The 26,060-nt window shown below is 57.4% G+C and carries 23 protein-coding genes; 9 read left to right on the forward strand and 14 right to left on the reverse strand.

The window, feature by feature from the left end; translation table 11 throughout:
• Positions 1-9: 9 nt before the first annotated feature.
• The 7 genes from EQV93_RS16910 to EQV93_RS16940 all read right to left on the reverse strand — a co-directional run bounded on the left by EQV93_RS16910 (position 10) and on the right by EQV93_RS16940 (position 7,833).
• Positions 10-1,275 carry a flavin-containing monooxygenase gene (locus EQV93_RS16910; protein WP_240891994.1) on the reverse strand — a complete coding sequence of 422 codons (1,266 nt, stop codon included), beginning with the start codon at positions 1,273-1,275 and terminating at the stop codon, positions 10-12.
• 193 nt (positions 1,276-1,468) lie between these two features.
• Positions 1,469-2,263 carry a phytanoyl-CoA dioxygenase family protein gene (locus EQV93_RS16915; protein ID WP_240891996.1) on the reverse strand — a complete coding sequence of 265 codons (795 nt, stop codon included), beginning with the start codon at positions 2,261-2,263 and terminating at the stop codon, positions 1,469-1,471.
• Positions 2,264-2,290: 27 nt separating this feature from the next.
• Positions 2,291-3,109, reverse strand: coding sequence for an ABC transporter permease (locus EQV93_RS16920; protein WP_240891999.1), 819 nt, complete (start codon positions 3,107-3,109; stop codon positions 2,291-2,293).
• Between the two features lie 12 nt (positions 3,110-3,121).
• On the reverse strand, positions 3,122-4,381 hold the full coding sequence (locus EQV93_RS16925) for an ABC transporter permease (protein WP_240892001.1): 1,260 nt from the start codon (positions 4,379-4,381) through the stop codon (positions 3,122-3,124).
• An 80-nt stretch (positions 4,382-4,461) separates the two neighbouring features.
• Positions 4,462-5,523 (reverse strand): ABC transporter substrate-binding protein, encoded by a 1,062-nt coding sequence (locus EQV93_RS16930; RefSeq protein WP_240892002.1) that lies wholly within the window; start codon positions 5,521-5,523, stop codon positions 4,462-4,464.
• Positions 5,524-5,557: 34 nt separating this feature from the next.
• Positions 5,558-6,688 carry an ABC transporter ATP-binding protein gene (locus EQV93_RS16935; RefSeq protein WP_199750975.1) on the reverse strand — a complete coding sequence of 377 codons (1,131 nt, stop codon included), beginning with the start codon at positions 6,686-6,688 and terminating at the stop codon, positions 5,558-5,560.
• The gene (locus EQV93_RS16940) at positions 6,685-7,833 is read right to left on the reverse strand and encodes an aromatic ring-hydroxylating oxygenase subunit alpha (RefSeq protein WP_240892003.1); all 1,149 of its coding nucleotides are present in this window, start codon (positions 7,831-7,833) and stop codon (positions 6,685-6,687) included. Before EQV93_RS16940 ends, EQV93_RS16935 begins: the two co-directional genes overlap by 4 nt.
• A 407-nt stretch (positions 7,834-8,240) precedes the next feature.
• Between EQV93_RS16940 and EQV93_RS16945 the strand changes: the two genes are divergently transcribed.
• Positions 8,241-9,155 (forward strand): LysR substrate-binding domain-containing protein, encoded by a 915-nt coding sequence (locus tag EQV93_RS16945; protein WP_240892004.1) that lies wholly within the window; start codon positions 8,241-8,243, stop codon positions 9,153-9,155.
• On the opposite strand, the gene argE is transcribed toward EQV93_RS16945, so the two are convergent.
• The 6 genes from argE to EQV93_RS16975 all read right to left on the reverse strand — a co-directional run bounded on the left by argE (position 9,138) and on the right by EQV93_RS16975 (position 13,663).
• A complete protein-coding gene (argE, locus tag EQV93_RS16950; protein ID WP_240892005.1) occupies positions 9,138-10,289 on the reverse strand; it encodes an acetylornithine deacetylase in 1,152 nt (383 codons plus the stop codon). The two genes, EQV93_RS16945 and argE, sit on opposite strands and share 18 nt — an antisense overlap.
• Positions 10,290-10,964 (reverse strand): DUF1028 domain-containing protein, encoded by a 675-nt coding sequence (locus EQV93_RS16955; RefSeq protein ID WP_240892006.1) that lies wholly within the window; start codon positions 10,962-10,964, stop codon positions 10,290-10,292. It abuts the gene before it with no gap.
• A 16-nt stretch (positions 10,965-10,980) separates the two neighbouring features.
• Entirely contained in the window at positions 10,981-11,397 is a 417-nt protein-coding gene (locus tag EQV93_RS16960) for a RidA family protein (RefSeq protein WP_146426402.1), read from the reverse strand.
• 246 nt (positions 11,398-11,643) lie between these two features.
• Positions 11,644-12,045: an ExbD/TolR family protein gene (locus tag EQV93_RS16965; protein WP_122783754.1), complete on the reverse strand. Its 402-nt coding sequence runs from the start codon at positions 12,043-12,045 to the stop codon at positions 11,644-11,646.
• A gap of 1 nt (position 12,046) precedes the next feature.
• Entirely contained in the window at positions 12,047-12,772 is a 726-nt protein-coding gene (locus EQV93_RS16970) for a MotA/TolQ/ExbB proton channel family protein (RefSeq protein WP_122783753.1), read from the reverse strand.
• An 84-nt stretch (positions 12,773-12,856) separates the two neighbouring features.
• Positions 12,857-13,663, reverse strand: a complete 807-nt coding sequence (locus tag EQV93_RS16975) for an energy transducer TonB (protein ID WP_240892007.1) — start codon at positions 13,661-13,663, stop codon at positions 12,857-12,859.
• Positions 13,664-14,027: 364 nt separating this feature from the next.
• Between EQV93_RS16975 and EQV93_RS16980 the strand changes: the two genes are divergently transcribed.
• From EQV93_RS16980 to sfnG, 7 genes are all read left to right on the forward strand, one after another.
• Complete coding sequence (locus EQV93_RS16980; protein WP_167654289.1) at positions 14,028-15,287, forward strand: hypothetical protein; 1,260 nt, start codon at positions 14,028-14,030, stop codon at positions 15,285-15,287.
• A gap of 24 nt (positions 15,288-15,311) precedes the next feature.
• Positions 15,312-16,169 carry an SH3 domain-containing protein gene (locus EQV93_RS16985; protein ID WP_146426401.1) on the forward strand — a complete coding sequence of 286 codons (858 nt, stop codon included), beginning with the start codon at positions 15,312-15,314 and terminating at the stop codon, positions 16,167-16,169.
• Between the two features lie 8 nt (positions 16,170-16,177).
• Positions 16,178-18,142: a hypothetical protein gene (locus tag EQV93_RS16990; RefSeq protein ID WP_240892008.1), complete on the forward strand. Its 1,965-nt coding sequence runs from the start codon at positions 16,178-16,180 to the stop codon at positions 18,140-18,142.
• Positions 18,139-19,353, forward strand: a complete 1,215-nt coding sequence (locus EQV93_RS16995; RefSeq protein WP_122783749.1) for a hypothetical protein — start codon at positions 18,139-18,141, stop codon at positions 19,351-19,353. The genes EQV93_RS16990 and EQV93_RS16995 overlap by 4 nt, the downstream gene beginning before the upstream one ends.
• Before the next feature lie 195 nt (positions 19,354-19,548).
• Positions 19,549-21,516: an alkyl/aryl-sulfatase gene (locus tag EQV93_RS17000; protein ID WP_240892009.1), complete on the forward strand. Its 1,968-nt coding sequence runs from the start codon at positions 19,549-19,551 to the stop codon at positions 21,514-21,516.
• 64 nt (positions 21,517-21,580) lie between these two features.
• Entirely contained in the window at positions 21,581-22,492 is a 912-nt protein-coding gene (locus EQV93_RS17005) for a transporter (protein WP_240892010.1), read from the forward strand.
• 156 nt (positions 22,493-22,648) lie between these two features.
• Positions 22,649-23,752, forward strand: a complete 1,104-nt coding sequence (gene sfnG, locus EQV93_RS17010; RefSeq protein WP_240892011.1) for a dimethylsulfone monooxygenase SfnG — start codon at positions 22,649-22,651, stop codon at positions 23,750-23,752.
• A gap of 123 nt (positions 23,753-23,875) precedes the next feature.
• Here the strand turns inward: sfnG and EQV93_RS17015 are convergent, their stop codons facing one another.
• A complete protein-coding gene (locus EQV93_RS17015; RefSeq protein ID WP_146426399.1) occupies positions 23,876-24,349 on the reverse strand; it encodes a hypothetical protein in 474 nt (157 codons plus the stop codon).
• Between the two features lie 498 nt (positions 24,350-24,847).
• Here EQV93_RS17015 and EQV93_RS17020 point away from each other — a divergent pair, with 498 nt between their 5' ends.
• On the forward strand, positions 24,848-25,903 hold the full coding sequence (locus tag EQV93_RS17020; protein ID WP_240892012.1) for a fatty acid desaturase: 1,056 nt from the start codon (positions 24,848-24,850) through the stop codon (positions 25,901-25,903).
• The last annotated feature ends 157 nt before the right edge of the window (positions 25,904-26,060 follow it).

Below are 26,060 nucleotides of genomic sequence, written 5' to 3' on the forward strand. Positions count from 1 at the left end.
ATGGGCGTATCACCGCTGTGAAGCATCCCGATAGTCGTGGTACTGACGCTGAATGACGATCTGATCGCCGATGTATTTTGCGTCGTGCCACACCCCCCAGATAAATGCCGAGCCACGCCGTGACTGCCACGGCAACCCAAGAAAGTAGATGCCCGGCTCATGGCTTACGCCACGCTGGTGCAAGGGTTTACCGTTATTGTCGGTGGCTCCCGCGGGCAGCCAACTGTAGTCGGTGGCAAACCCTGTGGCCCAGATGATGGTGGTGATGCCGGCGTCTGCCAAGTCGAGTTCGAGAATGGGTTGTGTGACACACGAAGGGTCGTCGAACACGTGCCGGGCTTGCGGATCGGGAGCCAAATCCAGGCCGTTGCGTTCGATGTAGGCATCGGCTGCATCGAGCAGAGCCAAGTAGTTGGCGTCACCTTGTGCCAGGTTGTGCACAAGATCATCCTGAAAACTGACGATGCCTTGGTTGAACGATTTCGTCAGGCCCACCAGTTTCATGCCGCGTTGGGCCAGTTCGCGAAAATCTATCGTGCGCCCGCCATTGGCCCCGCTGACAGCGATGGTGACGTGTTCACGTCCCGGTTTCATCACGGCCGCATCCCACTCACCCAGCACGCCCAGCCACCAGCAGAAGTCGCGGTTGCGATACGCGCGCGGCGGTCGGTCGTGCTGGCCAATCGAAAGGTAGACCTCACGTCCTGAGCGCAACAACTCTTCGGCAATTTGCGTACCTGACGAGCCGGCGCCCACCACTAATACCGCCCCTCGGGGTAGTTGCTCCGGATTGCGATAATGAGCCGAATGCAGTTGGTTAAGTTGTGAAGCGGGCGGTGCTATCGACGGGATGACCGGACGCTGAAACGGGCCTGTGGCGGCTACCACCCGACGGGCTTCGATGATGCCTTCGCTGGTGGTCACGGTAAAACCGGGGCGAGCCATGTTCCGATCGACTCGTTTGACCTCGACCCCCGTGCGAATCGGCGCATTGAGTTGGCGTGCATAGGTTTCGAAGTAATTCGCAACGCGTTCTTTGCCTGCAAACGCGTCGGGGCTCAGGTCGTCGAACTCCAGCCCCGGGAAGCGATCGTGCCAGGCCGGCCCATTGGCCTTGAGCGAGTCCCATCGGCCTGAGCGCCAGGCTTCAGCGATGCGATTTCGCTCCAGCACCACGTGTGACACGCCATGTTTGGCAAGGTGTTCGCTCATGGCGATCCCTGCTTGGCCGGCGCCGACCACCAGCGTATCTACTTCAAGTGTGTTGATTGACATGTAGGTGTCCTCATACGGGTTTACCTGCATTTTGTGCAGCGACGGGGAAACGCGAAATGATGTTTTTTGTGGTTGTGAGGCAGGAAAATGCTGGTGTAAACGTGCAGGTAAGTTGCGGTTGCCTAAGGCGGTGATGGACTGCCTCGCGCCCGGCTTTTCGACCTTGGCGCAGGCATGGGCAGCGACGACAGCGTCAGACGTTGATAAACGGGAACTCGCTTTGCGGCAGTGGATCGCCGGTTTTCAGTACGCCGCTCAAGTGAGGGTAGGGCGGAGAGGTTTCCCCGCCTCTGTCGACGTATTGCGCCTGATCCCCCAGCCAGCGCGTTGAGATCACGCGCCGCGAATGCTCGCTTGATCGGTTGCCGGGTGCGCCATGAACGGTCAGATAATCGAAGGCGATAGCGTCGCCGGGCTCAAGATCCCAGCCAAGAATGCGATAGTCCTCTCGATGGCCCTCGATATCGGGCATGGTTTCCAGTTGCGCCGCATCATGGTCGTAATCCACCCCGGTGAATTTTCGCGGACGAAATAGTTTGCCCCAACGATGTGAGCCGCCCACGAATTCGACACTGGAGTCTCTAGCTACTGGGTCCAGTGGCAGCCAAAGGCTTAGGCTCTGCTGCGCCTTTACGCAGTAGTAGGGCGCGTCGTGATGCCACGGAGTGGGTTTATTGTTGCCGGCTTCCTTGACCAGCATGTGCTCGTGAAAGATGCGCACGCGTTGCGAGCCCATCAGCTCGCGGGCCAACTGTGCACCGGGGCTCTGGCGGATAAAAGCGCTGTACCCCGGATTGTTCGACCAGTTGCAGTAGTCCCCCAAAAAGCGTCCGGTGGTCTGCTGGGGTGTGTAATTTTTGAACAGCGGCCCGGGGTTGTTCAGGTTGTAGGCGACTGCCTCGCGCAATGGCTCAATCCAGTCTTTGAACAGGCCACGAACCACCACGACGCCGTCGCGGGCAAAATCTTCACGCAGTTGCTGGTACATGCTGCTTCCTTTGTCGAGTGAGCACGATCAAATGTCTGGCTGCGCGTGATGGCGTTTGCGCAACCAACTGACACAGCCAAACAGAGCCAACACAAAAACTATCAATAAGGTCGCCACAGCAAGGATCGACGGGTCAATTTGATCGCGGATGCCGTTCCACATTTGTCGGGGCACAGTGCGTTGCTCGGTGCCACCGATAAATAACACCACGATGACTTCATCGAATGAGGTGGCGAAGGCAAAAACAGCGCCTGTGCCCACGGCCGGAGCAATCAGCGGCAGTGTCACGCGCCGGAAGTTCATCCAGGGTCGAGCACCCAGTCCGCTGGCGGCCCGGTTCAGGCTTTGGTCAAACGATTGCAGTGCAGCGCACACGGTGATGACCACAAACGGTGTGCCCAGCACGGTGTGAGCCAGAATCACGCCAAGGTAGGAATCGACCAGTCCCAGTGGCGCAAATATGTAGTAAAAGCCGGCCGCGACCACGACGATCGGGATGATCATGGGCGAGATCAGCAGCGGCATGATCAGCCCCCGCCACGGGAAGCTCGGGCGGCTCAGGCCCAGTGCTGCCAATGTGCCCAGCGCGGTGGCCAACAGCGTTGAAGCGAAGCCGATGCCAAGACTGTTAAGTAACGCGCGTTGCCATAATGGATCGCCCAGCGCCGCTTCGTACCAGCGCAACGACACGCCCGTCATGGGGTAGGAAAAATACGAGCTGGCATTGAACGACAGCGGCATGATGACCAGAATTGGCGCCACCAGAAAAAACAGCACCAGCGCTGTGTGCCAGCGAACCCAGAGTGCGCTCAAGCGTTCAGTCTTCGACCAGTAATGCGTTTTCATAACCTTCTCCGATTAGCCGAAACGCAGGCGATCAATGCCTACCAGGCGGTTGAAGATGAAGTAGAAAAGGGCGGTAAATATCACCAGGTATGCCGATAGCGCGCCGGCCAGGCCCCAGTTCAATTGTTGGTTGGTCTGTACAGAAATCAGCTGGCTGATCATTTCATCGCCAGCGCCGCCCAACAGAGCCGGCGTGATGTAGTAACCCAGGGACAGCACGAACACTAAAAAGCAGCCGGCGCCCACGCCTGCCAAGGTTTGCGGCACATAGGTGCGCATAAACGCGGTGAAGGGTTTGGCCCCCAGTGATTGCGCAGCCCGCAGGTACACGGGCGATATACCTTTCATCACCGAATAAATCGCCAGGATCATGAACGGCAGCATGATGTGAGTCATGCCGATCAACACCCCGGTACGGTTGAACATCAGTTGCAGTGGATGGCTGACAAGTCCAAGACCGCTGAGCAGGTTGTTGATCACCCCATTCGGTTGCAGTAACACGTACCAAGCGGTGGTGCGTACTAACAACGAGGTCCAGAACGGTACGATGACCAGCAACATCAGACGGTTGCTTTGTCGTGACGGCAGGTTGGCCAGCAGCCAGGCCACCGGGTAGGCCAGCAGCAGGCAAATCAGGGTAATACTGGCGCTGATACCAATGGTGCGGGAGAACGCGGCCAGGTAGATCGACTCTTCAGGGGGCAAGCGAGATACGCCAGTGTGGCTGTCGACACGGCGGTCCAGAGCGTTGAGCAAATAGTCCGGGGTGGGCGACTGGGAGGCACGCTTGAGCACAAACCAGACGTCGTGGTCGCCCCAGCGCGGGTCAATAGTCAGTAGAGTACTGTGCCAGTCAGTGGATGGCTGGCGTTTGAGCGCACGCGCTGTTTTGGTCAACAGGCTGCGCATTTCAGGGCTGTAGAAATTCAGGCGGCGGGCCACGCTGCCCAGTTCTTCATTGTTGGATGCCTGCACCAACCCCAGGGCCAGTGCGTCGAAAGCGGCGTTGCCCGGTAACTGCTCGCCATCCCAATGATGCAGGGCCTGAGTCAGTTGAGGCATGGCACCAGGCACTTCTGGGTTCTGCACGCTGCGCAGCAACAGGATGGCAATTGGCGCAATAAACGTAATCAACAAAAACAGTAGCAAGGGGCCGGCCAGCAACAAGGCTTTGCGCGATTCACGGCGTTGAGCCTGACGCCAGGAGTACGCCTGTTCAGCGCGCTCCTTGGCATCTGTGTCGCTGGGCGCTGCGGATAGGGTCACATTCATGGGATCAACTCCTTCAACACATCGATTGCTGCTTATCGCTCGACACCGCCCCCTAAACCTTCAGGGGTAAATGGCTGACGTCATGGCTGGCTAAGCCATACCTGAAAGCGTTTGTTGATCGTGTCGAAGTTGTCTGTCCAGAAGTTCGCATCCATGTGGACCGCGTTGCCAAAGTTGGCGGGTGCGGTCGGCAGGTGAGCCAGGGTCTTGGCCTCAATTAATGGCAGCGCCTGGGTGCGTGGCGGGGCGTAGGCGATGTAGCGCGACAGCTGCGAGATCACCTCTGGCCTGGATGCGAATGCAATGAATTGAGTCGCGGCCTCGGCGTTTTTCGAGCCTTTTGGCACTCCCCACCACTCGAAGTCGTACACCTGACCGTCCCAGACAATAGCGAACGGTTTGTTGTCTTTTTCTACGGCATCTTGAATGCGTCCGTTATAGCCTTGAGTCATGACCACTGCGCCGTCTGCGAGCAGTTGCGGGGCTTGGGCGCCGGATTCCCACCACAAAATGTCGTGCTTGATGGTGTCGAGTTTTTTGAACGCGCGGTCTTGCCCAGCCGGTGTTTGCAGCACTTTGTACACGTCTGCCTTAGGTACGCCATCTGCCAGCAAGGCCCACTCCAGCGTGCCTTTGGGGTTCTTGCGCAGTCCGCGTTTTCCCGGGAATTTCTCGGTGTCGAAGAAATCGTTGATCTGCGTCGGTGCTGTTTTCAGCTTTGTCGTGTCGTAAGCAAAGACGGTCGACCAGACCATGCTGGCCACTGCGCAGTCGCTGATGGAGCCCGGGATAAAGTCGCCCGTGTCGCCCAGCAGGTCATCGCGCAGTTTCACCAGCAAGCCTTCATCGCAGGCGGCGATGGCGTCGTTAGACTCCAGGTCGATCACGTCCCATGTGGTGTTGTTGGCTTGCACCATGGCGGCCAGTTTGGCCAGTCCACCGTCATAGGCTTCAAGGTTGAAACCTACCCCGGTGGCCTGGGTAAAGGGGGCGAAGTATGCGGCTTGGGCAGCTTTCTCGAATGCACCGCCGAAGGTCACGACATTGAGTTTTGTAGGGGCCGCTTGCAGTGAACTGGCCACGAGCAAACTGGCCAAGGCAGAGGCAGCGGTAATGAGCGAGACAATGGGCTTGATGTTCATGTCATTCCTTGCGTAAGAGGGCGACCCGTGTGGGTTAGAAGCGTGGGGAGGGACTCAGTACCTGACAATCGTCGATGCGCCATGTGGCATCGACCAAGGCGTCTTTAGCGGGCAGGCGATGGCCCCAGTTGTTGGGGAGTTTGCACACGAGTTGCTGACTGTCATCCAGGCTGATGTGCACCCGGTGGTGATCGCCGCAATAAATGATGCTACTGACCCGGCCGCGTACCCGATTGCCCAGATTGTTGTCGCCTTCGGCCAGGCTCACCTGCTCAGGGCGCAGAGACAACATGGCCGGAGTGCTCAGGTTCAAGTGTTGTTGAGTGCGTCCTACGATCTGTGTGCCGTTGGCCAGCGTCAGTGTGGCGAACTGTTTATCAATGGCGGTGACATGACCCGAGAGGCCGTTGTTTTCACCGACAAAGTTGGCGACAAAGGCGTTGTGGGGGTGTTCGTATAACTCATGAGCCGGAGCTATCTGTTGGATGCGGCCATCGAAAAATACTGCTACGCGGTCCGACATGGTCAGCGCTTCGGACTGGTCGTGAGTGACATACACGGTCGTCAGCCCCAGCTCCCGATGCAGGCGCATGATTTCGTACTGCATGTGTTCGCGCAGGCGTTTATCCAGCGCACCCAGCGGTTCATCCATCAGGATCAGACTGGGTTCGAATACCAGCGCGCGTGCTAGTGCAACGCGCTGCTGCTGGCCACCGGAGAGTTGCGCAGGACGGCGATTACCGATATGCGACAGCTCGACCATGTCCAGGGCGCGTTTGACCCGACGCGCGATGTCGGCGCTTTTAACCTTGCGTACTGATAGTGGGAAACCCACGTTGTCGGCGATGCTCATGTGTGGGAACAAGGCATAGTTTTGAAACACCATGCCGATGTCGCGATCATAAGGTGGGCGATTGTCGAGGCGTTCACCGCCCATACGGATCTCGCCCTTGCTCGGGGTTTCGAAGCCCGCCAGCATCATCAAGGTAGTGGTCTTGCCCGAGCCGGAAGGGCCCAGCAACGAGACAAACTCGCCTTTGGCAATGGCCAGGTCGAGGCCGTACACCACATAGTCTTTGCCGTCATATGACTTGCTGACATTGCTGAAGGTGATAAAGGGCGTTGCCAGCGTCGCTTGAGGGGCCTGTGTGCTAAAAGCGTTCATAAGGCACCCACCCGTTGGGCCAGGTAGCGTGCAAAGTCATAGTTGGGGCGCTCAAGATGGCTTAAGTGGCCGGGCTTGGCCAAGGGTGAACTGACACCGCGCATTACTGCCTCGACGCCCTGGCGGTCTTCGGCGTTGACTTCATCGAGCAGACTTTTGAGGCTGCTGAGGTATTGGTCAGCTTTCGGGTCATTGATGAACTCCGGAGAGAGTCCGCCGCCAAAACGGATATGCACTTTGTCCACGCCCCGTGGCTGTAAAATCAGGTACCAGAAGTACCCCGGCGTCAGGGTGATCAAGTGGCTGGGGTATAGCGTCAGCAGCGCTGTGGTCTTGCGCCAGTGGTCCTTCAGGTGGGTGTTGTCCGGGTGAGCGTTGCCGATAGCCAGTGATGCTTCTTTGGTGATCCAGTGGTAATTGAACGCCGCGTGGCCGGGCGGACATTCCATTTCATCAAGGCGTGAGTGCGGGCCGACCGTGGCACGGTGCAGCATGGGCAGGTGATAGCTCTCCATAAAATTCTCGGCGAGAATTTTCCAGTTGGTGTCCCACACGTGTTCTTCCTGGAATGTCTCGACGTAATCTTCCATGCGGTAGTGGGCGATCAATGCATCGAGTTCGCTCAGGTGTTGATTCAACGGCTCGATATCTGCATCAAGGGTGACATAGACCCAGCCTTGCCAGACTTCGCAGCGCACGCCAGGCAACTGGTAATCGCTTTTGCAAAAACCGCTCTGACGATCCATTTGCGCCGCGCCGCGCAATTGCCCTTCGAGGGTGTAGCCCCAGGCGTGATAGGGGCAGACGATGGATCGCACATTGCCGCTCCCTTGCAGCAACACTGACATGCGATGCAGGCACACATTGGAGAAAGCACGAATCTGGTTCTGGTTATCACGCAGCACCACCACCGGCTGGCCAGCTACATCACAGGTCAGGTAATCCCCTACCTTCTGCAAGCGGCTGACACGCCCGACACACAGCCACTGTTTGCGAAAAAGCTGAGTGTGTTCGACTTCCAGAAATGCCGGGGAGGTATACACCTGAGGTGGCATTGCGCGGGCATCGGCGAAGTTGCGTTCGCTGTTTTCCTGCAGCTGGGCAATGATCGTGGAGACAGGCGTGGGCGTGATTAACTGAACCATAAAAATCCCTCGATAACTTTTGCGACCGGGCCAGCGCGAGCTGGATAGCAAGGGCGGCGCTGCGTGCCAGTCAGCACAACGGGGTGGATGTGCAGCGGATGTTGGCCGAGCATCCAGTAGAAATAAACGACTAAAAATGTGCCTTTAAGCCATGAAAAAGATGCTCAGGGACGAGCGCTTATGGTGCGCGGTGCCATCTTTGCGTGCGTCATGGGGCGATGCTCTGCGCCACTGCGGAGCAAGATCTGGGGCGCAGGTATACGGCTGGGGCTCAAGCGTGGGTGAGCACAGCAAAGGCAGGGCTTGTGGCGTGGAAATTGCTCGGCTGGCGTGGGGCGTGCGAAAGATCCGCACGACACTTTCACTGCTCCACTTTGGGTCACAAACATGACCGCGCAGAGGATCTGATGGCCGCTTATAACCTGCGACAACTCAAATATTTTATTACCACCGTCGAATGCGGCAGCGTGGCCGAGGCCTCACGCAAGTTGTATATCGCGCAACCTTCCGTCTCGACCGCAATCAAGCAACTGGAAGAAAGCTTTGCCGTGCAATTGTTTATTCGCCACCATGCACAAGGCGTGTCGTTGACACCCGGCGGGGCACGCTTTTATCGCAAGGCTCAGGAGTTGTTGCGGGTCGCCCGCGAGTTTGAACAGAACGCATTGGCCGATAACGATGTCGTCTCCGGTCAGATTGATATTGGTTGCTTTGAGACGGTCGCCCCCCTGTACTTGCCGCGATTGATTACCGGCTTTCGCGATCGCTGGCCGGGGGTGGAAATCCGTATTCGAGATGGCGAGCAGCAAGAGCTGGTGCAAGCGCTCACTTCGGGCAGCATCGATCTTGCGATGCTCTATGAACACGACCTGGACAGCACGATTGATACGGCTCGGCTAATGGCGCCGCAGCAACCTTACGCGTTGCTGCCCGAAGGGCATCGGTTTGCCATGCAAGCCAAGGTTTCGTTGAACGATCTGGTGCTGGAACCGATGGTGCTGCTCGATGTGCAGCCCAGTCGCACCTACTTTGTGAGCATCTTTGAAGAGCGTGGGCTGAATCCGAATATCCAGTTCAGTTCGCCGTCGATTGAAATGGTGCGCGGCATGGTCGGTCGTGGTTTTGGCTTTTCACTGCTGGTGACCCGGCCTCACTCCGAATACACCTACGATGGGCAAAAAGTGGTGTGCGTGCCCTTGGCTGAGCAGGTCACCGGCTCGGGTCTTTCGGCTGCCTGGCTGCGTCGGGCGCAGATGACTAAGCCGGCACAGCTGTTTGTCGATTACTGTCAGGAAGTCTTCGCTTCAGAGGCGCAGGTGTAGCACAAGGCGTTCAAGCATTGCATCGCAGGCGGCCAACTGCTCAATGCTGACGAACTCATCGGGCTTGTGGCCCTGTTCCATACTCCCCGGCCCGCAGACCACGGTGGCAATGCCGATGGCGTCAAACAACCCGCCTTCAGTACCAAACGCCACTGTGCTGAAGTCGCTCGACCCGCACAGTTGCGAGATCAATTGCGCAGCCTCGCTGCGAGCATCCGTGGCCAACGCCGGGTAAGACGACAATTCGGTGAAGCGGATGCTGCTGGACGCATTTACAGCCTGCATACGCGGCAATACCGCGTGCTCGGCGAAGCGAGCGAGTTGGGCTGCCACCTCGCGCGGGTCATGAGTCGGCAGGGCGCGCACTTCAAAGTCGAAACGACAGTCTGCCGGCACAATATTCAGGGCCTGGCCGCCGTGAATCACCCCGGTTTGCACGGTTGAAAACGGTGGGGTAAAACGCGCGTCCTGTTGTTCAGGAGTACGCAGATCTGCGCCGATGCGGCACAACTCGCTAATCAGTTGCGTCGCATATTCAATGGCATTGACCCCTTGCGGTGCGTAGGCTGAATGGCACGCTGCGCCGTGCACGTCACAGCGCATGGCCAATTTACCTTTGTGGCCGAGCACCGGTTTGAGCTCAGTGGGTTCACCAATGATGCACAGCAAAGGCGTGTGTGTTCGTTTCTGCAGTTCAGCGAGCAGCGAGTGCACACCGAGGCAGCCCACTTCCTCGTCATAGGACAAGGCGATGTGCACGGGCATGCGCAAGGGGGCCTCAATTAATTGCGGTACCAGCGCCAGCACACAGGCGATAAAGCCCTTCATGTCAGCGCTGCCGCGTCCGTACAAACGGCCGTCACGCTCGGTCAGCGCGAACGGTTCGACGGTCCACGGCTGGCCATCTACCGGTACCACATCGGTGTGCCCGGACAGCACAATCCCGGGTCGATCATCGGGGCCAAGGGTGGCGAACAGATTGGCTTTGCTGCGCGTTTCGTTATAGATCAGCTCGCATGACACGCCCACCTCGGCAAGGTAATCGTGTACGAACCTGATCAGGTCAAGGTTCGATTCACGGCTGGTGGTGTCGAACGCTATTAAGTGGGACAGCAATTCTCGGCTGCGGCTCATTTATTCGTCCCCGGGCACGCCATAGCGAGGGGCCTTGGTCGGGTCCAGCGCACGGGTAATGTAATCCTGCATTTGCGGCCGATAATCGAGCCACAATTTGGCCAATTGGTCGATGGGGGCGTCATCAGCCCAGTCGACCCGCAGATCGACAATTGGCCAGGTCAAATCACCCACCACCTTTAGCGCGGCTGAATGCACCGGGCCTGCTTCGCCTCCGGCAGCAATGGCTGCCTGCATGGCCGCGATCAGGCGATCAGCGAGTTGGCCGCCGGCGCTTTCGAAGGTGTGTACCAACGTGTCGATAACGGCCTGATCGACTAGCATATTGCCCGCAGCGACGCACTGCTCGCCGCACAGGGCGTGATGCACCCCGAGGGTCTCACTGCCGCTGAAGTGTGAGGTCTGGCCCAGATGATCGATGGCCGTTACCTGGCGAAACTGGCTGTAACCGTTGCGGGTCAACACGGCGTCCAGCGCCAGAGCGGGCGAGTCACCGCCTTCCAGTTGATCGAGTACCTGCGGGCCGAGTGCGGGCAGGGTAATGTTTTGCGTGGACACAGCGCCCACTCCCGGGCGAAGCCAAGGGCAACGAGCGCCTACGGCAATGCTGGAAGAGCTGATGGCAATGCCCAGTTGTCCGGTTTCGGCGCAACGGCCGACGATTGAAAACGTCATGAGAGAAGCGTCCTGTTCAGTCCGGAATAACCGCAATGACATCAATTTCCATCAACCACTCAGGTTGCCCGAGCCCGGAAATAACCAGTCCGGTGGAAATCGGAAACACCCCTTTGAGCCATTTGCCGACCTCTTGATACACCGGCTCGCGATAGCGCGGATCCGTCAGGTAGGTAGTGGTCTTTACGATATGACTCAAGTCGCTGCCGGCCTCTTCCAGCAGTTGCTTGACGTTACGCATCGCCTGTTCGGCCTGCGCACGGGGGTCGCCCAGCCCGATCAGGTTACCCTCAAAGTCAGTGCCAATCTGACCGCGCACATACACAGTATTTCCGGCTCTAACCGCTTGGCAGAGGTCGTTATCCAGATTCTGATTGGGATACGTTTGCCGGGTGTTAAACATGCGAATGCGTTGATGCGTGGGTGTGTTCATCGTCCTTTCCTCGTAGGCGGGGCATGGCTGCATTCTGTCGATGCCTGCACGCGGGGGAAACGAGGTTTTATGTGGTGTCTGGCGAGGTAAAAGCTCGTCAGCAGGTGGGCGTCGAATCACGGTTGTCGTGTGCAGTTGTCCTTCGCGACGTGGATTCTGACCTGCCGCAGGCCGTGATCCCGGCATGGCGCCGGGATCATCCTGTCGAAGATTTGGTATTGAGGCAGTGTGCAGAGGGTAGGTGACTTACTTCGCCGTAATCACCGACAGTTTGGTGATGCCCGCCCGTTCAATCGAGGCCATGGCGCGGGCTACTTCGCCGTAGTTCACGCCGTTGTCTGCCTGTAGTTGCACACGCACTTCAGGGTCTTTGGCTTTGGCCGATTTAAGGTTGAACTCCAGCACGTCCGGCTGCACTTCGTCCTTGTTGATGAACACTTTGCCCGTGTCGTTGATGCTCACCACCAACGGGTCTTTTTGCTCCACCGGGGCTACCGATTCGGTCTTGGGCAGGTTGATCGGGATCGAGTTGGTCAGCAGGGGCGCAGTGACGATAAACACCACCAGCAGCACCAACATCACGTCAACGAGTGGCGTGACGTTGATTTCGCTCATCACTTCATCGCTGTCTTGCGTCGAGAAAGCCATATCAGGAAGCCTCTTTGACGTTTTGACCGGCGCCGGTGGTCGCAGGCTTGTTCAACACCGGGTGTAACAGCACGCGGAATGCATTCTTTTGCGCAAGGCTGTAGAAGTCGTGGGCGAAGTCATCCAGGTCAGCGGCGGTCAGTTTCAGACGGCGCAGAAAGTAGTTGTAAACCAGTACGGCAGGCACGGCGACGGCAATACCGACCCCCGTGGCCACCAGTGCCGCACCAATCGGCCCGGCCACGGTTTCGAGGCTGGCGGAACCTGCGGCACTGATGCCTTTAAGCGCCGACATGATGCCCCACACTGTGCCGAACAGGCCGATAAAAGGCGAGGTGCTGCCGATACTGGCCAGGATTGCGAGGCCAGTTTCCAGCGAGCGGCGTTCGCGCACGATTTGCTGACGCAGTGAGCGTTCGAGGCGGTCTTGATGGTTGATCGAGTGGCTCAAGTCGGTGGCGTGAGTGCTTTCACCTACTTGTATGGCTGCATAGCCCGCTTGGGCGACGCGGGCTGCTGCGCCGGGCGACTGGTTGGCGAGCTCGGCGGCCGAGTCCAGGCTGGTGGCCCCCCAGAATTGTTTAAGAAAGCGTTTGTCCTGACGTTTCAGGCGGTTGAACTGCACGCCCTTGAGCAGGGCCAAGCCCCACGTGGCGACGGAGAAAATAATCAGCAGCCAGATGACCGCATGTTCGATGGATTCAAAAGGGGACGCGATCAGGTTCATGGTGTGGCTCTCCAACAAGGCATTGAGTCGTGTGTAGCGATGCGCCTTTTGTCAGGTAGCCCGCAGGATTCGATAGGGGTGTAATCAGTTGATCTTGAAGTCGATGGGCACGCTCACCCAGCCGTCCTGGGCCACATCACCCTGTTTGGCCGGGACAAAACTCCAGCGTTTGACAGCGGCCAGTGCGGCGTCATCCAGCGGGGTGCGACCGCTGCTTTTCTGGATCTGGATTTCGCCGGGTTTGCCACTCGCCAGCACGTGTATACGCAGCAGTACCGTGCCCTCCCAGCCGCGACGCATGGCCAGCGACGGATATTCCGGCGCCGGGTTGTGTAAGTAGCCGGCGTTGGCGGATGCCGGGGTCACCGGTTTGGGCGCAGCGGGAGCGGGGGGCGCGGGTGCAGCAACGGGCGGCGCGGGCGGCGCTGGAGGTTGCTCGACCGGTTTGGCCACGGGTTTGGCCACCGGCTTGATGACCTGCTTGGGTTTGGGTTTGGGCTTGGGAGCCGGTTTGGCGGCCAGTTCATCGACGACAGGCGGCGGTGGCTCCACGACTGGCTGTACCACAGGTTCAGGCGGCGGGGGCGGTGTTTCAATCACCGGCGCTGGCGCGGAAAACTCGATGGTCATCGGTGGCACTTCCGGCGGCACGATGGGCAACACGGTGGCCGGTGACTGGCTTACCCAATAAATCACCGCGCCGTGCAGTGCTATGGCAAACAGCCCCAGCAACACGGCCTCGCGACGGCTCAAAATCCGCTTGGGTGCGCTTTGCAGGCGTAACAGCGCCAGCGGTCCGCGATAGATCTGCCCCAGATCGACCAACTCGCCGATCGGTGCCTGGCGCCACAACGCCTGCGGCACAGCGCCTGCGGTTTGGACATTACCCATTGAATGACTCCACAGTGAAGGTCGTTTAATGGGTCAGAGCAATAAGTGTGCCCGCACCTGCTGTAGCCGCTGCCGCAGGCTGCGATCGTATGCGCAGCCCCCGTAAAAACGGCGCCTGGAATGGCCATGACACGCCACGGTGTCAGGTCGCGACTGCTGCGCAGCCGAACGCAGCCTCGTTCCTCGTCAGCGGCTACACGACACTCACGCAACAACAATGTTGCTGCGCTGTTGCTGGGCCAACACTTGCGCCGCCTCGATTAGCAGTGGTGTCTCAGGGAATGAGATGGCAATATGCTACCCCGTTTTGAGCACCCCCTCTTTTCCAACGCTCACTGCCGCCATTCTGACAAGGACTCGTTGGATGCTCGTTGCACTCGTCGTCTTGAACGCGATCTATCTGATTTGCAGCCTGTTGTTCAACGCAGAACTGTTGAATATGGCCGGGGCCGACATCCCTCTCAAACAACTCGAAGCACTGGAACTCTTCAGCCAACTGTTGGCCTCGACCAGTATGTGCTTGCTCGTTTGGCGCCTGTGCTACCACCGTTTCAAAGACAAAGGCCGGGTGTTGTGGGTCTGGCTGGCCGCCTCGACGCTGATCGTCACGCCTGCCACCTGGTGGTTCCAGGGCGCTGCGCCGGACTGGATTGCAGAGCAATTCCCAGGCGCGTTACGGGTCAGCAGCTTGTACGCCTACGTGACTAAAAAAGGGCTGCTTTACGACTCGCTGACTATTCAGGGGTTGCCCTATAAAGCGTACAAGGATCGGGGCGAGGGCAAAGCCTTTATCGCCAACCTTGGCGTGCTGATGAGCGTGCAAGGTTCTTATGTAGAACGTATCGACAGGAATTTTCAGGGTTTTGCCGCCGCTGTTTTTCGGGGCTATACCGTGCGAAATGGTGAGGCGTTGTACGAGCGCCTGACAGAAAACGCTGTTCCTTCGGCCGAGGACATCATACGGGCCTACGCAAAACTTGAAGGCCTGCGCGCCGCTGGGATAGGCGGCAACGACCACAAGCCGATCCCCTGGCCGCGTGCAGGGCGCGATCTGGGCTACACGCCGTCCCTTGACGAATACGCCCGCTCTATCCAGCCGGGTATCCGCAGTCGCGACGCGTTGATGGCCACCCCCGAAATTCGCCATATGGCCCAAACCACATTGGGCCCACTGTATGTGAAGGGGATGAACCTGTTCGCCACCCGCGAGCAATTTCAGGGTTACCTGCCCGCCATTGCCGACAACATGGCCGTTGATGTCGCCCACACCGACATCAAGGGGCTGGAAGGCCTCAACGTGGTCAAAAACATGTGGTTCATCCCCTTTTCTTTATTGAGCGGCTTGTTCTTCGGCGCCATCAGTCTGGTGGTCTTGATCATCTCCAGTATTGAAGCCTTGAGACCGCTGCGTCGCCGTATCCGCTTTGTGCGACCCCTGGCTATAGCCGTGATTGTCGTTGTGCCGCTGGCGCTCAGCAACGGCATCGTCGACTCCGCGGGTTACCGCGATGCCTTCAGAAGTCAGGGGCGGCAACCGGTGTTGGTGGCTTCGGTATTCGACTGGGCCATGACCTCGCAAGCCATGCTTTACAACCTTACAAAACCTCTGCTGAGAGCGGAGTGATGCGACACACAAGGGAGAGTCACCGTGCGTAAAAAGTTCATCGTATCCATGCTCGCTGTAGCGATTGCGACCAGCTCTGGCTGCGCCCAAATGGGCAATATCAACAAGCAGCAATACGGCACCGCCATCGGCGCTGTTGCGGGCGCTGTCGCCGGATCGTTTATCGGCAGTGGCAACGGCAAAATCATTGCGGTGCTGCTGACCACAACCATCGGTAGTTTGATCGGCAACAAGATCGGCGCCATGCTCGATGAACAAGACAAGCAAGCCCTGGCACTGCGCACTCAACAAGCGTTGAACCAGTCCACTACGGCGTCTGCACAGCCAGTGAAGTGGACCTCTGCGCACTCCGGTGCGACGGCCGAAATCGTGCAGGGTAAAGAGTTCACCCAGAGCAAAACGGTTGAAGTGAAGCGCGCGCCGAAGATCGCAGCGGTACCTTCGCTGCAATTGATCAACGAGCCCTACATGACCAAAAGCAGCTCCAACGTGCGCTCGGCTCCCAACAAGAATGCCAGCAAGGTCGGTGGCCTCAAGCCCGGCACCGAGTTCACGGCCGTGGGGTCGACGGGCGACTGGATTCTGGTAGGGCGCAAGGGCGTGACCGTGGGTTACGTGCACAAGGATCTGGTGCAACCGTCCTCGGTGGCTCTGGCCAAAAACATCAAACCGGCGGTCAACCTCGACGACATGAACGTCTCAGCCGACAAAGAAACCAAAGCGTTCGACCTGGACGCTATCCCGTCGCTGCAAACCCAGCAAGTGGTCGCAGAGACCTCGTGCCGCCCGGTGACCGTCAGCCTCAAAGCGGCCAACGGTGACAACGAGCAAGAGAACAACACGTTCTGCAAACAAGCCAACGGCACCTGGGAACTCATTTAAGGACCCCCATGAAGAACCATGCACTCGCTCTCGCAGTGGTGAGTGCTTGCGGCCTTGTGCCTCAAGCGTACTCACATGAATTAGCGTACTCCAAGTCTGAACAGATCCACGTGTTGGTAGAAGGGGACGCGACCAACTGGTGCAAGCCTGAAATCGCCATCACCATGCAACGTCCCGTTTGGGATGATCAGAAACCCTTGAACGGCCTGCTCAGCAAGCTGCCCTTTATCCTTGGGCAAGAATGCCCGAGCGCCAAGGTCAGCTGGAAAGCCGTCGATGCCAAGGGGGCGGTATACGCCACAGGCGTCGGCACGGCGACCCAGATGGGCCTCGCGACCTTGACTGCAGCCCCAGCGGTGGTTGAAGCGCCGGTTGCCGCGCCAGTTGCGGCTGAAACGCCAGCACCCGCACCCGTGGTTGCGCCAGTTGTTGCGCAAGCACCGGCCCCTGTTGCTGCGCCGGTTGCAGCACCAGCACCAGCTCAGGTCGCTGCACCGGTTGTTGTCGATGCGCCAGCACCGGTTGTTGCCGCCCCTGTTGCACAAGCGCCAGCAGCAGTAGCGCCCCCGGTTGTCGCTCAAGCCCCAGCTCCTGTTGCCTCCCCAGCGCCGATCCCGGCACCTGTGGTCACGCCGGTCAGCATCGAGCCTGCCGTTGTCGCGCCACAAGCGCCCAAAGCGGCAATTGCCGCTGCCCCCACGGCTGACTTCGGCCGCTCGCTGGTTGTGGGCAACAAAAACCTGATGACGATCACTGACGGCGCAGGGTGCAAGTGGCTGCTCAGTAAAACCGCCATGGATTCCAGCGACCCGAGTATCGCGTTCGCCTCGTCACCGGCCATGCCCTGCGCAGCCTCCGGGTACGCTGAAGGTGAGTTCGACAAGGTGCGTTGGTCGATCCCCAACACCTATCGCGGCGACTCCTGGAACCGTGCCTACGTCCACCCGAGCGGCCTGATGTTCAGTCAGTCGACGGCCCCTGTGGTCAAGGGCAAGGCGCTGTCGTACCTGAGCCCCAATGCCGATCAGGCCTTGTTCGAGTTAGGTGAAATCCCGGCCCGCAGCATGAAGGTCTACCTGGCGTTTGATCGCTCGCGCTACCGCGTGCTGACACCGTTCAACAGCGACCCGTATTACGTGGCGGTCACCACGAACGAAGCGTTTGCCCTGGACCCGGTTCAGTACAAACAGGCCGTGACCGAGATTTTCCAGCTGATCAAAACCCTCTCGCCGACCACCGCGCGGGTTAACAACCTGTTTATCGCCAAGAACTTGGACACGCTCTACCCAGAGGGTTACAGCTCCAGCGACGACCTGAAAATCGTGCGCACGCGCATGGGTGAAAACCGTGGTGAGTTCTATTTTGATGTACGCGAAGGCACCAATTTCAGCCAGCGCCGTGAAGAGTTGCGCGTGCGCGAAGCCCGTCGTCAGCTGGAACAACAAGCCCGCTTGCACGCCCGCATTCTGGAGCGCTACGAGCAGCTGAAAAGCGGCATGAAGGCGTTTGAAGGTCGCGAGACGGAAGCGCTGGCGCAAATGGCCGGTATCAAAGTGGCGTTCCCGGCACCGATGGTGCTGCTCAACCCGTCGAGCTCAAAATCCGCTGAGCCGATGATGATCCACGTCACCGGTAAACGTGGCGATTTCTATGACATCGACTTCCCGCGCAAAGGCCGTGTGCAGGCTGAGACCGATCTGGAAGAACAGTGGTACGTGCTCTATGCCGCCAACATGACGCCTTACGTGCCGCTGGTGGATGGCCGTGCCATTCCAACCTACCGCGTGTACTCGGCGGGCATCCCCGAGGCGTGCGCACAGGATCACTGCGCCGACCGTGTGTCCTTCGGCGTGGTGCTGGCCAAGGAGTTTCCAAATGCCGGAATCGACTTTAGCTGGACCCCTGACGTGTCCCAGCAGTTTGTGAATGCCTGGCAGCAAGCATCTGCCCAAGTTGAGGCCTCGTCCCTATGAAAGCGCTGAACAAGAAACAAACGATCATCGCCGTGGCGGCCGCCGTCGTGGTGGTCTTCGGGGTGACGGCGTCGATGATGTCGAGCGCCGGTAAAAAGAAAACACTGGGTTACTACGAAGACCTGAAAGAGCAGTTCTTCCTCACGGATGTGCTCAACGAGGGGGATGTTTCCTACTCCATCTTCTCCGGCAACCTCACCGTGGACGAGCCTGAAATCCGCCTGGTCGCGGCGCAAACCAACGGCGCGCAAGGCTTTCTCAAAGGCATGCTGTCGTTGCTGGGCGGTGCCAACGGTGCGTCCAATGAAACCGGGCTGTCAGCGTGGTCGCGTTACCTGCTCAACGCCAGCACCGGCGGTGGCAATGCGGGTGGCGTTTACCTGAAGGCTGACTCTCTGAAAATCAGCCGCTCCGGTGACAGCAAGGATGGCGAAATTCGCGTCCAGCTCAAAGGTCTGGACATGGCCAACCCGTACATCTCTCACGCGGGTTCCGAAGTGGTGCTGGTTTCGGAAGTGGCGGATGAAATTCAGCCGCGTGCCGAACTGGACGCCAATGGCCGAGTGGTCAACTCCAACTACTCGTGGGGCAGCAACATTGTGTCGCGCCTGCCTTTTGCAGGTGCGTTCCTGAGCACCGCGACGGGCGATGTCGGGGTCAAGGTTGACCTGGACTTCACCCTCAAACGCTCGGACGACGGTGAAGGCTCGATGAAGTTTGTCGTGGTGCACCGCAATGATGGCAGCGAAACCGGTCGCATCACTCGCACCGCTGAATTTGCCACCCTGCCGCCTCTCGATGACGTGCAGGAATTGCTCAAAGGTGCCTACAGCGGCTTCATCATGGGCGCCTACAGCACGTCCATGGGGCAGTCGGTGCTGGCTGATGCAGCCGCAAACTTTGCCCGCAAAGCCAAAGTGGCCAACTACTCGTTGACCTACAAAGGTTTTGATCAGCTGGAAGATGGCTTCAAGGAATACCAGAGCGCAACCAAGCGTCAGGACTTCGAAGGTTACTGTGAACAAACAGGGCTTTCTGACTACCAGAACGACTTCGGTGCCAAGGCGAAAAAGCACAACGACTCCGAGTGCGGAATCGCCCAGAAACTGGTCAGCGAAGGCAAGTTCACTGAGGACTACACCTTCAAGGAGGACAAGTCCTTGTTCGCCGGGCTGTTTGTGAGCAAAAGCTACACCCTGGAAACCAACTGATCGTCAACATCTGAAGCCCGGCCTGCCGGGCTTCAGCCCCCGCTTTCTACCTGCCCCCGGCGTCTTGTTCGCCGCCTCGCCTGCTAAATGTAAATCTTGTGTCTATGCTCCACCGCACGGTGGATTCCGGCCGTCGGTAATAACGCGTTTTCTGCAATAAGAGTCGTATGAATTCATCTCACAGGAGTGTTCTCGATGAAGTTCAGTTCTCACGTATTGGTCTTGGCGTTAAGTTTCAACAGTGTGCTGGCCTTCGCTGAAGAGGCACCCAAAGAGGCTCCGAAAGACGCGAGCGAACAAACCCGACAAGCCAACGCCGCGGTGTATAAAGAGTTACCGTTTGCGGATAAACAAGACTTCGAGGACGCCAAAAAAGGCTTTATCGAAACGCTAGTGCCGATGACCATAAAAGATGCCAAAGGCCAGACCGCGTGGGACTTGACCAGCTATGACTTCATCAAGGGCGAAGCGCCTGACACGGTGAACCCCAGCCTGTGGCGCATTGCTGAACTGAACTTGAATAACGGTCTGTTCAAAGTGACCGACAAGGTCTACCAGATTCGTGGTTTCGACCTCTCCAACATGACCATTATCGAATCAGACAATGGCCTGATCGTTATCGACCCGCTGGTCACGGCCGAAGTGGCCAAAGCCGGCCTCGACCTTTACTACAAAAACCGTCCCAAGAAACCCGTGAAGGCGGTGATCTACACCCACAGTCATGCCGACCACTATGGCGGTGTCAAAGGCATCGTCAGCGAAGACGACGTGAAGTCCGGCAAGGTCAAGATCATTGCCCCAGAAGGGTTCCTGGAAGAGGCCGTGAGCGAGAACGTGCTGGCTGGCAACGCCATGAGCCGACGCACGCTTTACCAGTACGGCGCCTTGTTGCCGCGCAGTGCGCGCGGCCAATTGGATGCGGGGCTGGGCAAGACCACCTCAATGGGCTCGTTCACGCTCATTCCTCCGACCGACACCGTTTCCAAGACCGGTGAGAAGCTCACCGTCGATGGTGTCGAGATGGAATTCCAGATGGCGCCGGGCACCGAAGCCCCGTCAGAAATGCTCATCTGGTTCCCGCAGTTCAAGATGCTCAACACTGCTGAAGATGCCACCCACACCCTGCATAACCTCTACACCTTGCGCGGCGCTCAAGTGCGCAACGCGGCTAACTGGTGGAAAACCCTCAATGAGGCGATCAACACCCACGGCGACCAGGTGGAAGTGGTCATTGCCCAGCACCACTGGCCAATGTGGGGGCAGGAACGCATCGTCAGTTTCCTGGGTGATCAGCGCGACACGTTCAAGTACATCCATGATCAGTCGCTGAACATGGCGAACAAAGGGCTGACCATGAACGAGATTGCCGAGCAACTGCAATTGCCGGACAGCACGGGCAAGCAGTGGCACGACCGGGGCTATTACGGTTCGGTGAACCATAACGCCAAGGCCGTCTACCAGCGTTACCTGGGCTGGTACGACAGCAACCCTGCCAACCTGCATCCTTTGCCTCCGGTAGAAGCTGGCAAGAAGTACGTCGAGTATATGGGCGGTGCTGATGCGATTATCGCCAAGGCCAAGGAGTCGATTGCTCAAGGTGACTACCGCTGGGCGGCCGAGGTACTCAAGCATGTGGTATTTGCTGACCCGACCAACCAGACAGCACGCAACCTGCAAGCCGATGCGTTCGAGCAACTGGGCTACCAGACCGAAAACCCGACCTGGCGTAACGAGTATCTGATGGGTGCTTACGAGCTGCGTAACGGCGTGCCAGATGTGAAGGGCATCTCCACCTCAAGCGCCGACATGGTGGCGGCCATGAGTCCTGACCTGATGCTCGATTACCTGGGTGTGCGCCTTAACGGCCCCAAAGCGATCGGCAAACACCTGTTGCTGAACTGGAAGCAGCCTGAAGGCGAAAACTACGCGATAGAGCTGCGTAACGGCGTGGTGATTTACACCAAAGACAAAGTCTTCGATAAGCCGGATGCCACCCTCACCGTAGGCAAAGAAGGATTTGCGGGGCTGATGATGGGCGGGGCGACACTGGACAAGGAAATCGAAGCGGGCAAGGCGAAAGTGGAAGGCGACCCGGAAAAAGTCAAAGAACTGCTGGGGTTGCTGGATACCTTCCCGACCATGTTTAACATCGTCACTCCCTGAGACTGACTGAAACCCCGGCAACCGTTGCCGGGGTTTGCTCATACACGCACTGGGGAGACGCACAATGGGCCTTCGCTCGCACACGTGCAGCGCTACGCTGCTTGGCTTTACCGTAGGTTTGTCATCCGTCGCAGTCCATGCGGACAACGCCCGCGACTGGCAAAACCTGCCGACTGACCTGAACATGATTTTTGGTTATTACAACCGGATCGACTCCAACACACCGATAGACACCTCGCTGCCCATCGATGGGTTATCGCTCAAGGGCGACCTTTACCTTCTGCGTTATGCCCGCTCGTTTGCGGTTGATGGCCGTAACTCAGCGATTCAAATCATTCAGCCTTACGCGGATGTCAGTGCTTCCTTTGACAATGCCCGGTTCTTCGACGGCACCAAGCATAACGGTGGAACCGGCGACACTCAGGTCGTGCTGGTGCATAACGTGTTCGGTGGGCCTGCGCTGAGCCAAGAACAATTTGCCAACTGGCAGCCGGAGACGTTTCTGACGGGCGCATTGTGGGTGACGACCCCCACCGGCGATTACGACAAAAATCGGGTCATCAATATTGGTGCGAATAGGTGGGTGTTTAAGCCTGAACTGGCGTTCGGCACACCCATTGGTCCCACGTGGCTAGAGCTAAACACCTACGTGTCGCTGTATGGCGACAACGACGACTATTTGGGTGATAACAAACTGGAGCAGAAGGCGCTGTATGCCATTGAAGGCCACTACAGCTACACCTTCAATCGGGCGCTGTGGGCCTCGCTGGACACCACCTACAGCACGGGGGGTGAAACCAAAATCAACGGCGTCAACCAAAACAACAAACAGGAGAACACGCTCGTGGGCGCTACCCTGGGCTTTATGTTGTCGCCCCAGTTCGGCGGGTTGATTGCTTACTCCGATACGGTGGCTGAGCGCAGCGGTTCGCCCGATGTGAATACCTGGACGCTTCGAATGCAATACGTGTGGTGAAGGGCTGTTGGTTGGGCAACAGTTGCTCGGCAGACTGTTCACCAACCAACACCTGACGCGTTTAATGGATTGATAACTTATTGATTTTAAAGGGATAAAACATCTGGCACGGTTACTGCTCCAGTCTGTTCAAACATGACTGAAGTGAGTACGCATATGAGCCAGACCCCCATCAAGTTTGCTTACTGGGTGCCCAACGTCAGCGGCGGTCTTGTGGTCAGCAAGATTGAGCAGCGCACCCATTGGGACATTGACTACAACCGCAAGCTGGCGCAAATCGCCGAACACGCCGGCTTTGAATACGCCTTGTCGCAGATCCGTTTTACAGCCGGCTACGGCGCAGACAACCAGCATGAGTCAGTGACCATCAGTCATGCCTTACTGGCTGCCACAGAAAAGCTCAAAGTCATTGCCGCGATCTTGCCCGGCCCCTGGAGCCCGGTGCTGGCGGCCAAACAGTTGGCATCCATCGACCAGTTCACCAACGGGCGCATCGCGGTCAACATCGTATCGGGGTGGTTCAAAAGCGAGTTTCGCGCCATCGGTGAACCCTGGCTCGACCATGACGAGCGTTATCGTCGCTCCGAAGAATTCATCCGGGCCCTCAAAGGTATCTGGACTCAGGATAACTTCAGTTTCTACGGCGACTTCTACCGGTTTCACGACTACACCCTCAAGCCCAAACCCCTGCAACAGCCACACCCGGAAATATTCCAGGGCGGCAGCTCGCGAGCGGCGCGGGACATGGCATCCCGCGTTTCCGACTGGTACTTCACCAATGGCAACAGCCTAGAAGGCATCAAGGCCCAGATCGACGACATTCGCGCCAAAGCGGCCCTCAATGGTCACTCTGTCAAAGTGGGCGTCAACGCGTTCGTCATTGCCCGTGAAACCGAGGCAGAGGCGCAGGCAGTGCTGGAAGAGATCATTGCCAAGGCCGACTTTGACGCCGTGAATGGCTTTAGTCGCGAAGTGAAAAGCGCCGGCGCTGCCAGCCCTGAAGGTGAAGGTAACTGGGCCAAGTCGACGTTTGAAGATCTGGTTCAGTACAACGACGGCTTCAAGACCAACCTGATTGGAACCCCCCAACAAATTGCAGAACGCATCGTGGCGCTCAAAGCGGTAGGGGTTGATCTGGTCCTCAGTGGCTTCCTGCATTGCCAGGAAGAAGTCGAATACTTTGGCCGCAGAGTGTTGCCGCTGGTGCGTGAACTGGAGCTGCAGGCTGTGGCTACGAAGGAAGAGGCCGCACAGGCATAAGGGGGACGCGCAAGGCCGTAGGTTCTGGCAGCCCATAACGTCCCCTCCTGTTTATTACAATGAGGGGGCGTTAGAGCATCAATGGCCCGCCGTTAGACTGATGCCCTCGGCGGCTCAGCGTGATCAGGCGGTCTGAACGACGGGTTTCTTGCTGGGCAGCGCGTCTAACGCGTTACGTGCCTTGAAAAGGTTTTTCGTCACCAGCCAGGCCAAACCCGCTGCGAAACCTACCCAAACGGTCAAAACAGCCGCAGGGGACATAAAGCCGAAGGCGAGGACCATGGGGATCAACGCCAACACCATGCCGCACCCGAACATAATCAGTGCCACGATGATGAAGGCGGCCAGATTTTCTTTAGTGATTCGCCCGTTAGGTTCGCGAATGGCGCACACCTTGTGCGGGCCAAACCAGCTTTTATCGCACCCAATGGCAATGTCATCACCCACGTTAATAAACGTGTCGATCAGGTTGCCTGCCTGCACATTCATGACCCGCTGGCCGCCGATCTCAATGAACTCGTAACGAGTCAGTCTTCCGTTCGTGATGGTCGCGTTACTCGTACGCTCTACAACGCCTTCATACACCTTAACGCCCATGACCTGCTCCCTGCTCAAACGGAAAATTTGAGCGGCAGTATATGGCCATGAGCCATCAATGCAATGGAGGTGCCAAATTAAATACCGGTCGTCAGGTGAGAGGTTGGTGTGTGGCCGCAACGGCGGTGTGCCAGGCGCTCGACTGTTAGCTTCAATGGCGTGGGTATTGATGTTTAGGCTCACCTGTACAAGGTACAGTAGGGGTGAGTGTCGAAGGCAGTAACCTCTATTCACACGGGGCACATGGGGGCGGTAAGTGCGAGATAACCTTGTAACTCCGGGTTGATATCTGACAATACATAATCAACCCGTGGAAGGGGTAATCGGCCAAAAGAAGACCTTATTACGCCACTCACTACCTTTATTGTCAGACAATTAAACACTTTGTCTTTCCGCTCGTCCGGACATGCAAAGTGATCAGCAAAAAAACTTGCCCTCGAATATATATGTGCTTTCATAGTTCGGCACACCGAGCCATCGCATTCAAAGGATGAAGTGATGAATACCGTGAATAAAACCAGTACATCTGCGCTGTCAAAAACAGAGCAAGATTCAATAAATGCCGTTACTCAGAAAATCACCCAGCACAGTAATGAACTGCGCCAGCGTTATCGCCTGTTAAATTATCAAAATTTAATAGGCGCTAGCGTGATGACAGTGTCTGTAACGGGCATGATTGTCATGGGTGCCCTCTATGTTAAAGGGCTGATCCCAGGTTGGCTTTGCATTGTGGTCAATGCGTTGTTGACGTCACTTATACATGAACTTGAGCACGATTTAATACATCGCTTATATTTCAGAAAACAACCCCTCGCGCACAACCTGATGATGTTGTTGTGCTGGATAACACGGCCGGGTATGCCAAGCCCTTGGTTAAGGAGAGAGTTGCACTTTCATCACCATAAAGAGTCAGGAACAGAGACCGATGTTGAAGCCTGGATTACCACCAGCGGTAGCCCATGGGGGGCAAAGAGGTTATTAAAGCTTGTTGATGGGTTTATATTTGGCATTGTGAATGCTTTGTTTGCACCCACCTGGCGAGAAAAAATCCGACTGACCCTCAAGGTGCTGCGCTTGAACGCCCCGCTAGGCCTTCTGTACTGGGGCTGCTGGTATGTGTTCCTGGGGTATCACTTCTACGAATGGGCAAGCTCACTCGCCGGTATAAGCCATGAGCCATCCCCAGCAATGTCTATGTTAATGAGCGTAGTAAACAGCGCAGTGGTTATTATCATAGCGCCCAATATAATCCGTCAGTTTTGCCTGTTCTTTGTCAGCTCAAACATTCATTATTTCGGCGATGTCATGCCGCGCAATCCTTTGCAGCAAACTCAAGTGATGAATCCATGGTGGTTATGGCCATTCCAGTTGTTTTGCTTCAACTTCGGAAGCACTCATTGCATTCATCATTTTGTTGTTAAAGATCCCTTCTACTTGCGTCAGATGACAGCGCCGTTCGCTCATAAAGTACTGGCAGAGGTCGGCGTGCGCTTTAATGATTTTGGGACGTATAAGCGCTCAAATCGTTACTCTCTGAGCGCGCAAAAAGTCTGAAGTACTGCGGCACTTATTTTTTTCGCTGATACCTATTAAAAGAAGTGTATAGGCACTAAAGCGCGCCCATTCGCCTGCTGGTTAACTGTATGGGTGCGCTACTTTGGTATGTACTTAGGTTGTCATTGCGCGCCTCCCAGGCGCGGGTTAGATTTTA

It is taken from the genome of Pseudomonas sp. TMW22091, from assembly GCF_022496705.1.
Classification (GTDB): Bacteria; Pseudomonadota; Gammaproteobacteria; order Pseudomonadales; family Pseudomonadaceae; genus Aquipseudomonas; species Aquipseudomonas saxonica.

Coding starts and splice junctions, on each gene's coding strand:
- EQV93_RS16910 (WP_240891994.1), bottom strand. CDS start 1,275: ATGTCAATCAACACACTTGAAGTAGATACGCTGGTGGTCGGCGCCGGC.
- EQV93_RS16915 (WP_240891996.1), bottom strand. CDS start 2,263: ATGTACCAGCAACTGCGTGAAGATTTTGCCCGCGACGGCGTCGTGGTG.
- EQV93_RS16920 (WP_240891999.1), bottom strand. CDS start 3,109: ATGAAAACGCATTACTGGTCGAAGACTGAACGCTTGAGCGCACTCTGG.
- EQV93_RS16925 (WP_240892001.1), bottom strand. CDS start 4,381: ATGAATGTGACCCTATCCGCAGCGCCCAGCGACACAGATGCCAAGGAG.
- EQV93_RS16930 (WP_240892002.1), bottom strand. CDS start 5,523: ATGAACATCAAGCCCATTGTCTCGCTCATTACCGCTGCCTCTGCCTTG.
- EQV93_RS16935 (WP_199750975.1), bottom strand. CDS start 6,688: ATGAACGCTTTTAGCACACAGGCCCCTCAAGCGACGCTGGCAACGCCC.
- EQV93_RS16940 (WP_240892003.1), bottom strand. CDS start 7,833: ATGGTTCAGTTAATCACGCCCACGCCTGTCTCCACGATCATTGCCCAG.
- EQV93_RS16945 (WP_240892004.1), top strand. CDS start 8,241: ATGGCCGCTTATAACCTGCGACAACTCAAATATTTTATTACCACCGTC.
- argE (WP_240892005.1), bottom strand. CDS start 10,289: ATGAGCCGCAGCCGAGAATTGCTGTCCCACTTAATAGCGTTCGACACC.
- EQV93_RS16955 (WP_240892006.1), bottom strand. CDS start 10,964: ATGACGTTTTCAATCGTCGGCCGTTGCGCCGAAACCGGACAACTGGGC.
- EQV93_RS16960 (WP_146426402.1), bottom strand. CDS start 11,397: ATGAACACACCCACGCATCAACGCATTCGCATGTTTAACACCCGGCAA.
- EQV93_RS16965 (WP_122783754.1), bottom strand. CDS start 12,045: ATGGCTTTCTCGACGCAAGACAGCGATGAAGTGATGAGCGAAATCAAC.
- EQV93_RS16970 (WP_122783753.1), bottom strand. CDS start 12,772: ATGAACCTGATCGCGTCCCCTTTTGAATCCATCGAACATGCGGTCATC.
- EQV93_RS16975 (WP_240892007.1), bottom strand. CDS start 13,663: ATGGGTAATGTCCAAACCGCAGGCGCTGTGCCGCAGGCGTTGTGGCGC.
- EQV93_RS16980 (WP_167654289.1), top strand. CDS start 14,028: ATGCTCGTTGCACTCGTCGTCTTGAACGCGATCTATCTGATTTGCAGC.
- EQV93_RS16990 (WP_240892008.1), top strand. CDS start 16,178: ATGAAGAACCATGCACTCGCTCTCGCAGTGGTGAGTGCTTGCGGCCTT.
- EQV93_RS16995 (WP_122783749.1), top strand. CDS start 18,139: ATGAAAGCGCTGAACAAGAAACAAACGATCATCGCCGTGGCGGCCGCC.
- EQV93_RS17000 (WP_240892009.1), top strand. CDS start 19,549: ATGAAGTTCAGTTCTCACGTATTGGTCTTGGCGTTAAGTTTCAACAGT.
- EQV93_RS17005 (WP_240892010.1), top strand. CDS start 21,581: ATGGGCCTTCGCTCGCACACGTGCAGCGCTACGCTGCTTGGCTTTACC.
- sfnG (WP_240892011.1), top strand. CDS start 22,649: ATGAGCCAGACCCCCATCAAGTTTGCTTACTGGGTGCCCAACGTCAGC.
- EQV93_RS17015 (WP_146426399.1), bottom strand. CDS start 24,349: ATGGGCGTTAAGGTGTATGAAGGCGTTGTAGAGCGTACGAGTAACGCG.
- EQV93_RS17020 (WP_240892012.1), top strand. CDS start 24,848: ATGAATACCGTGAATAAAACCAGTACATCTGCGCTGTCAAAAACAGAG.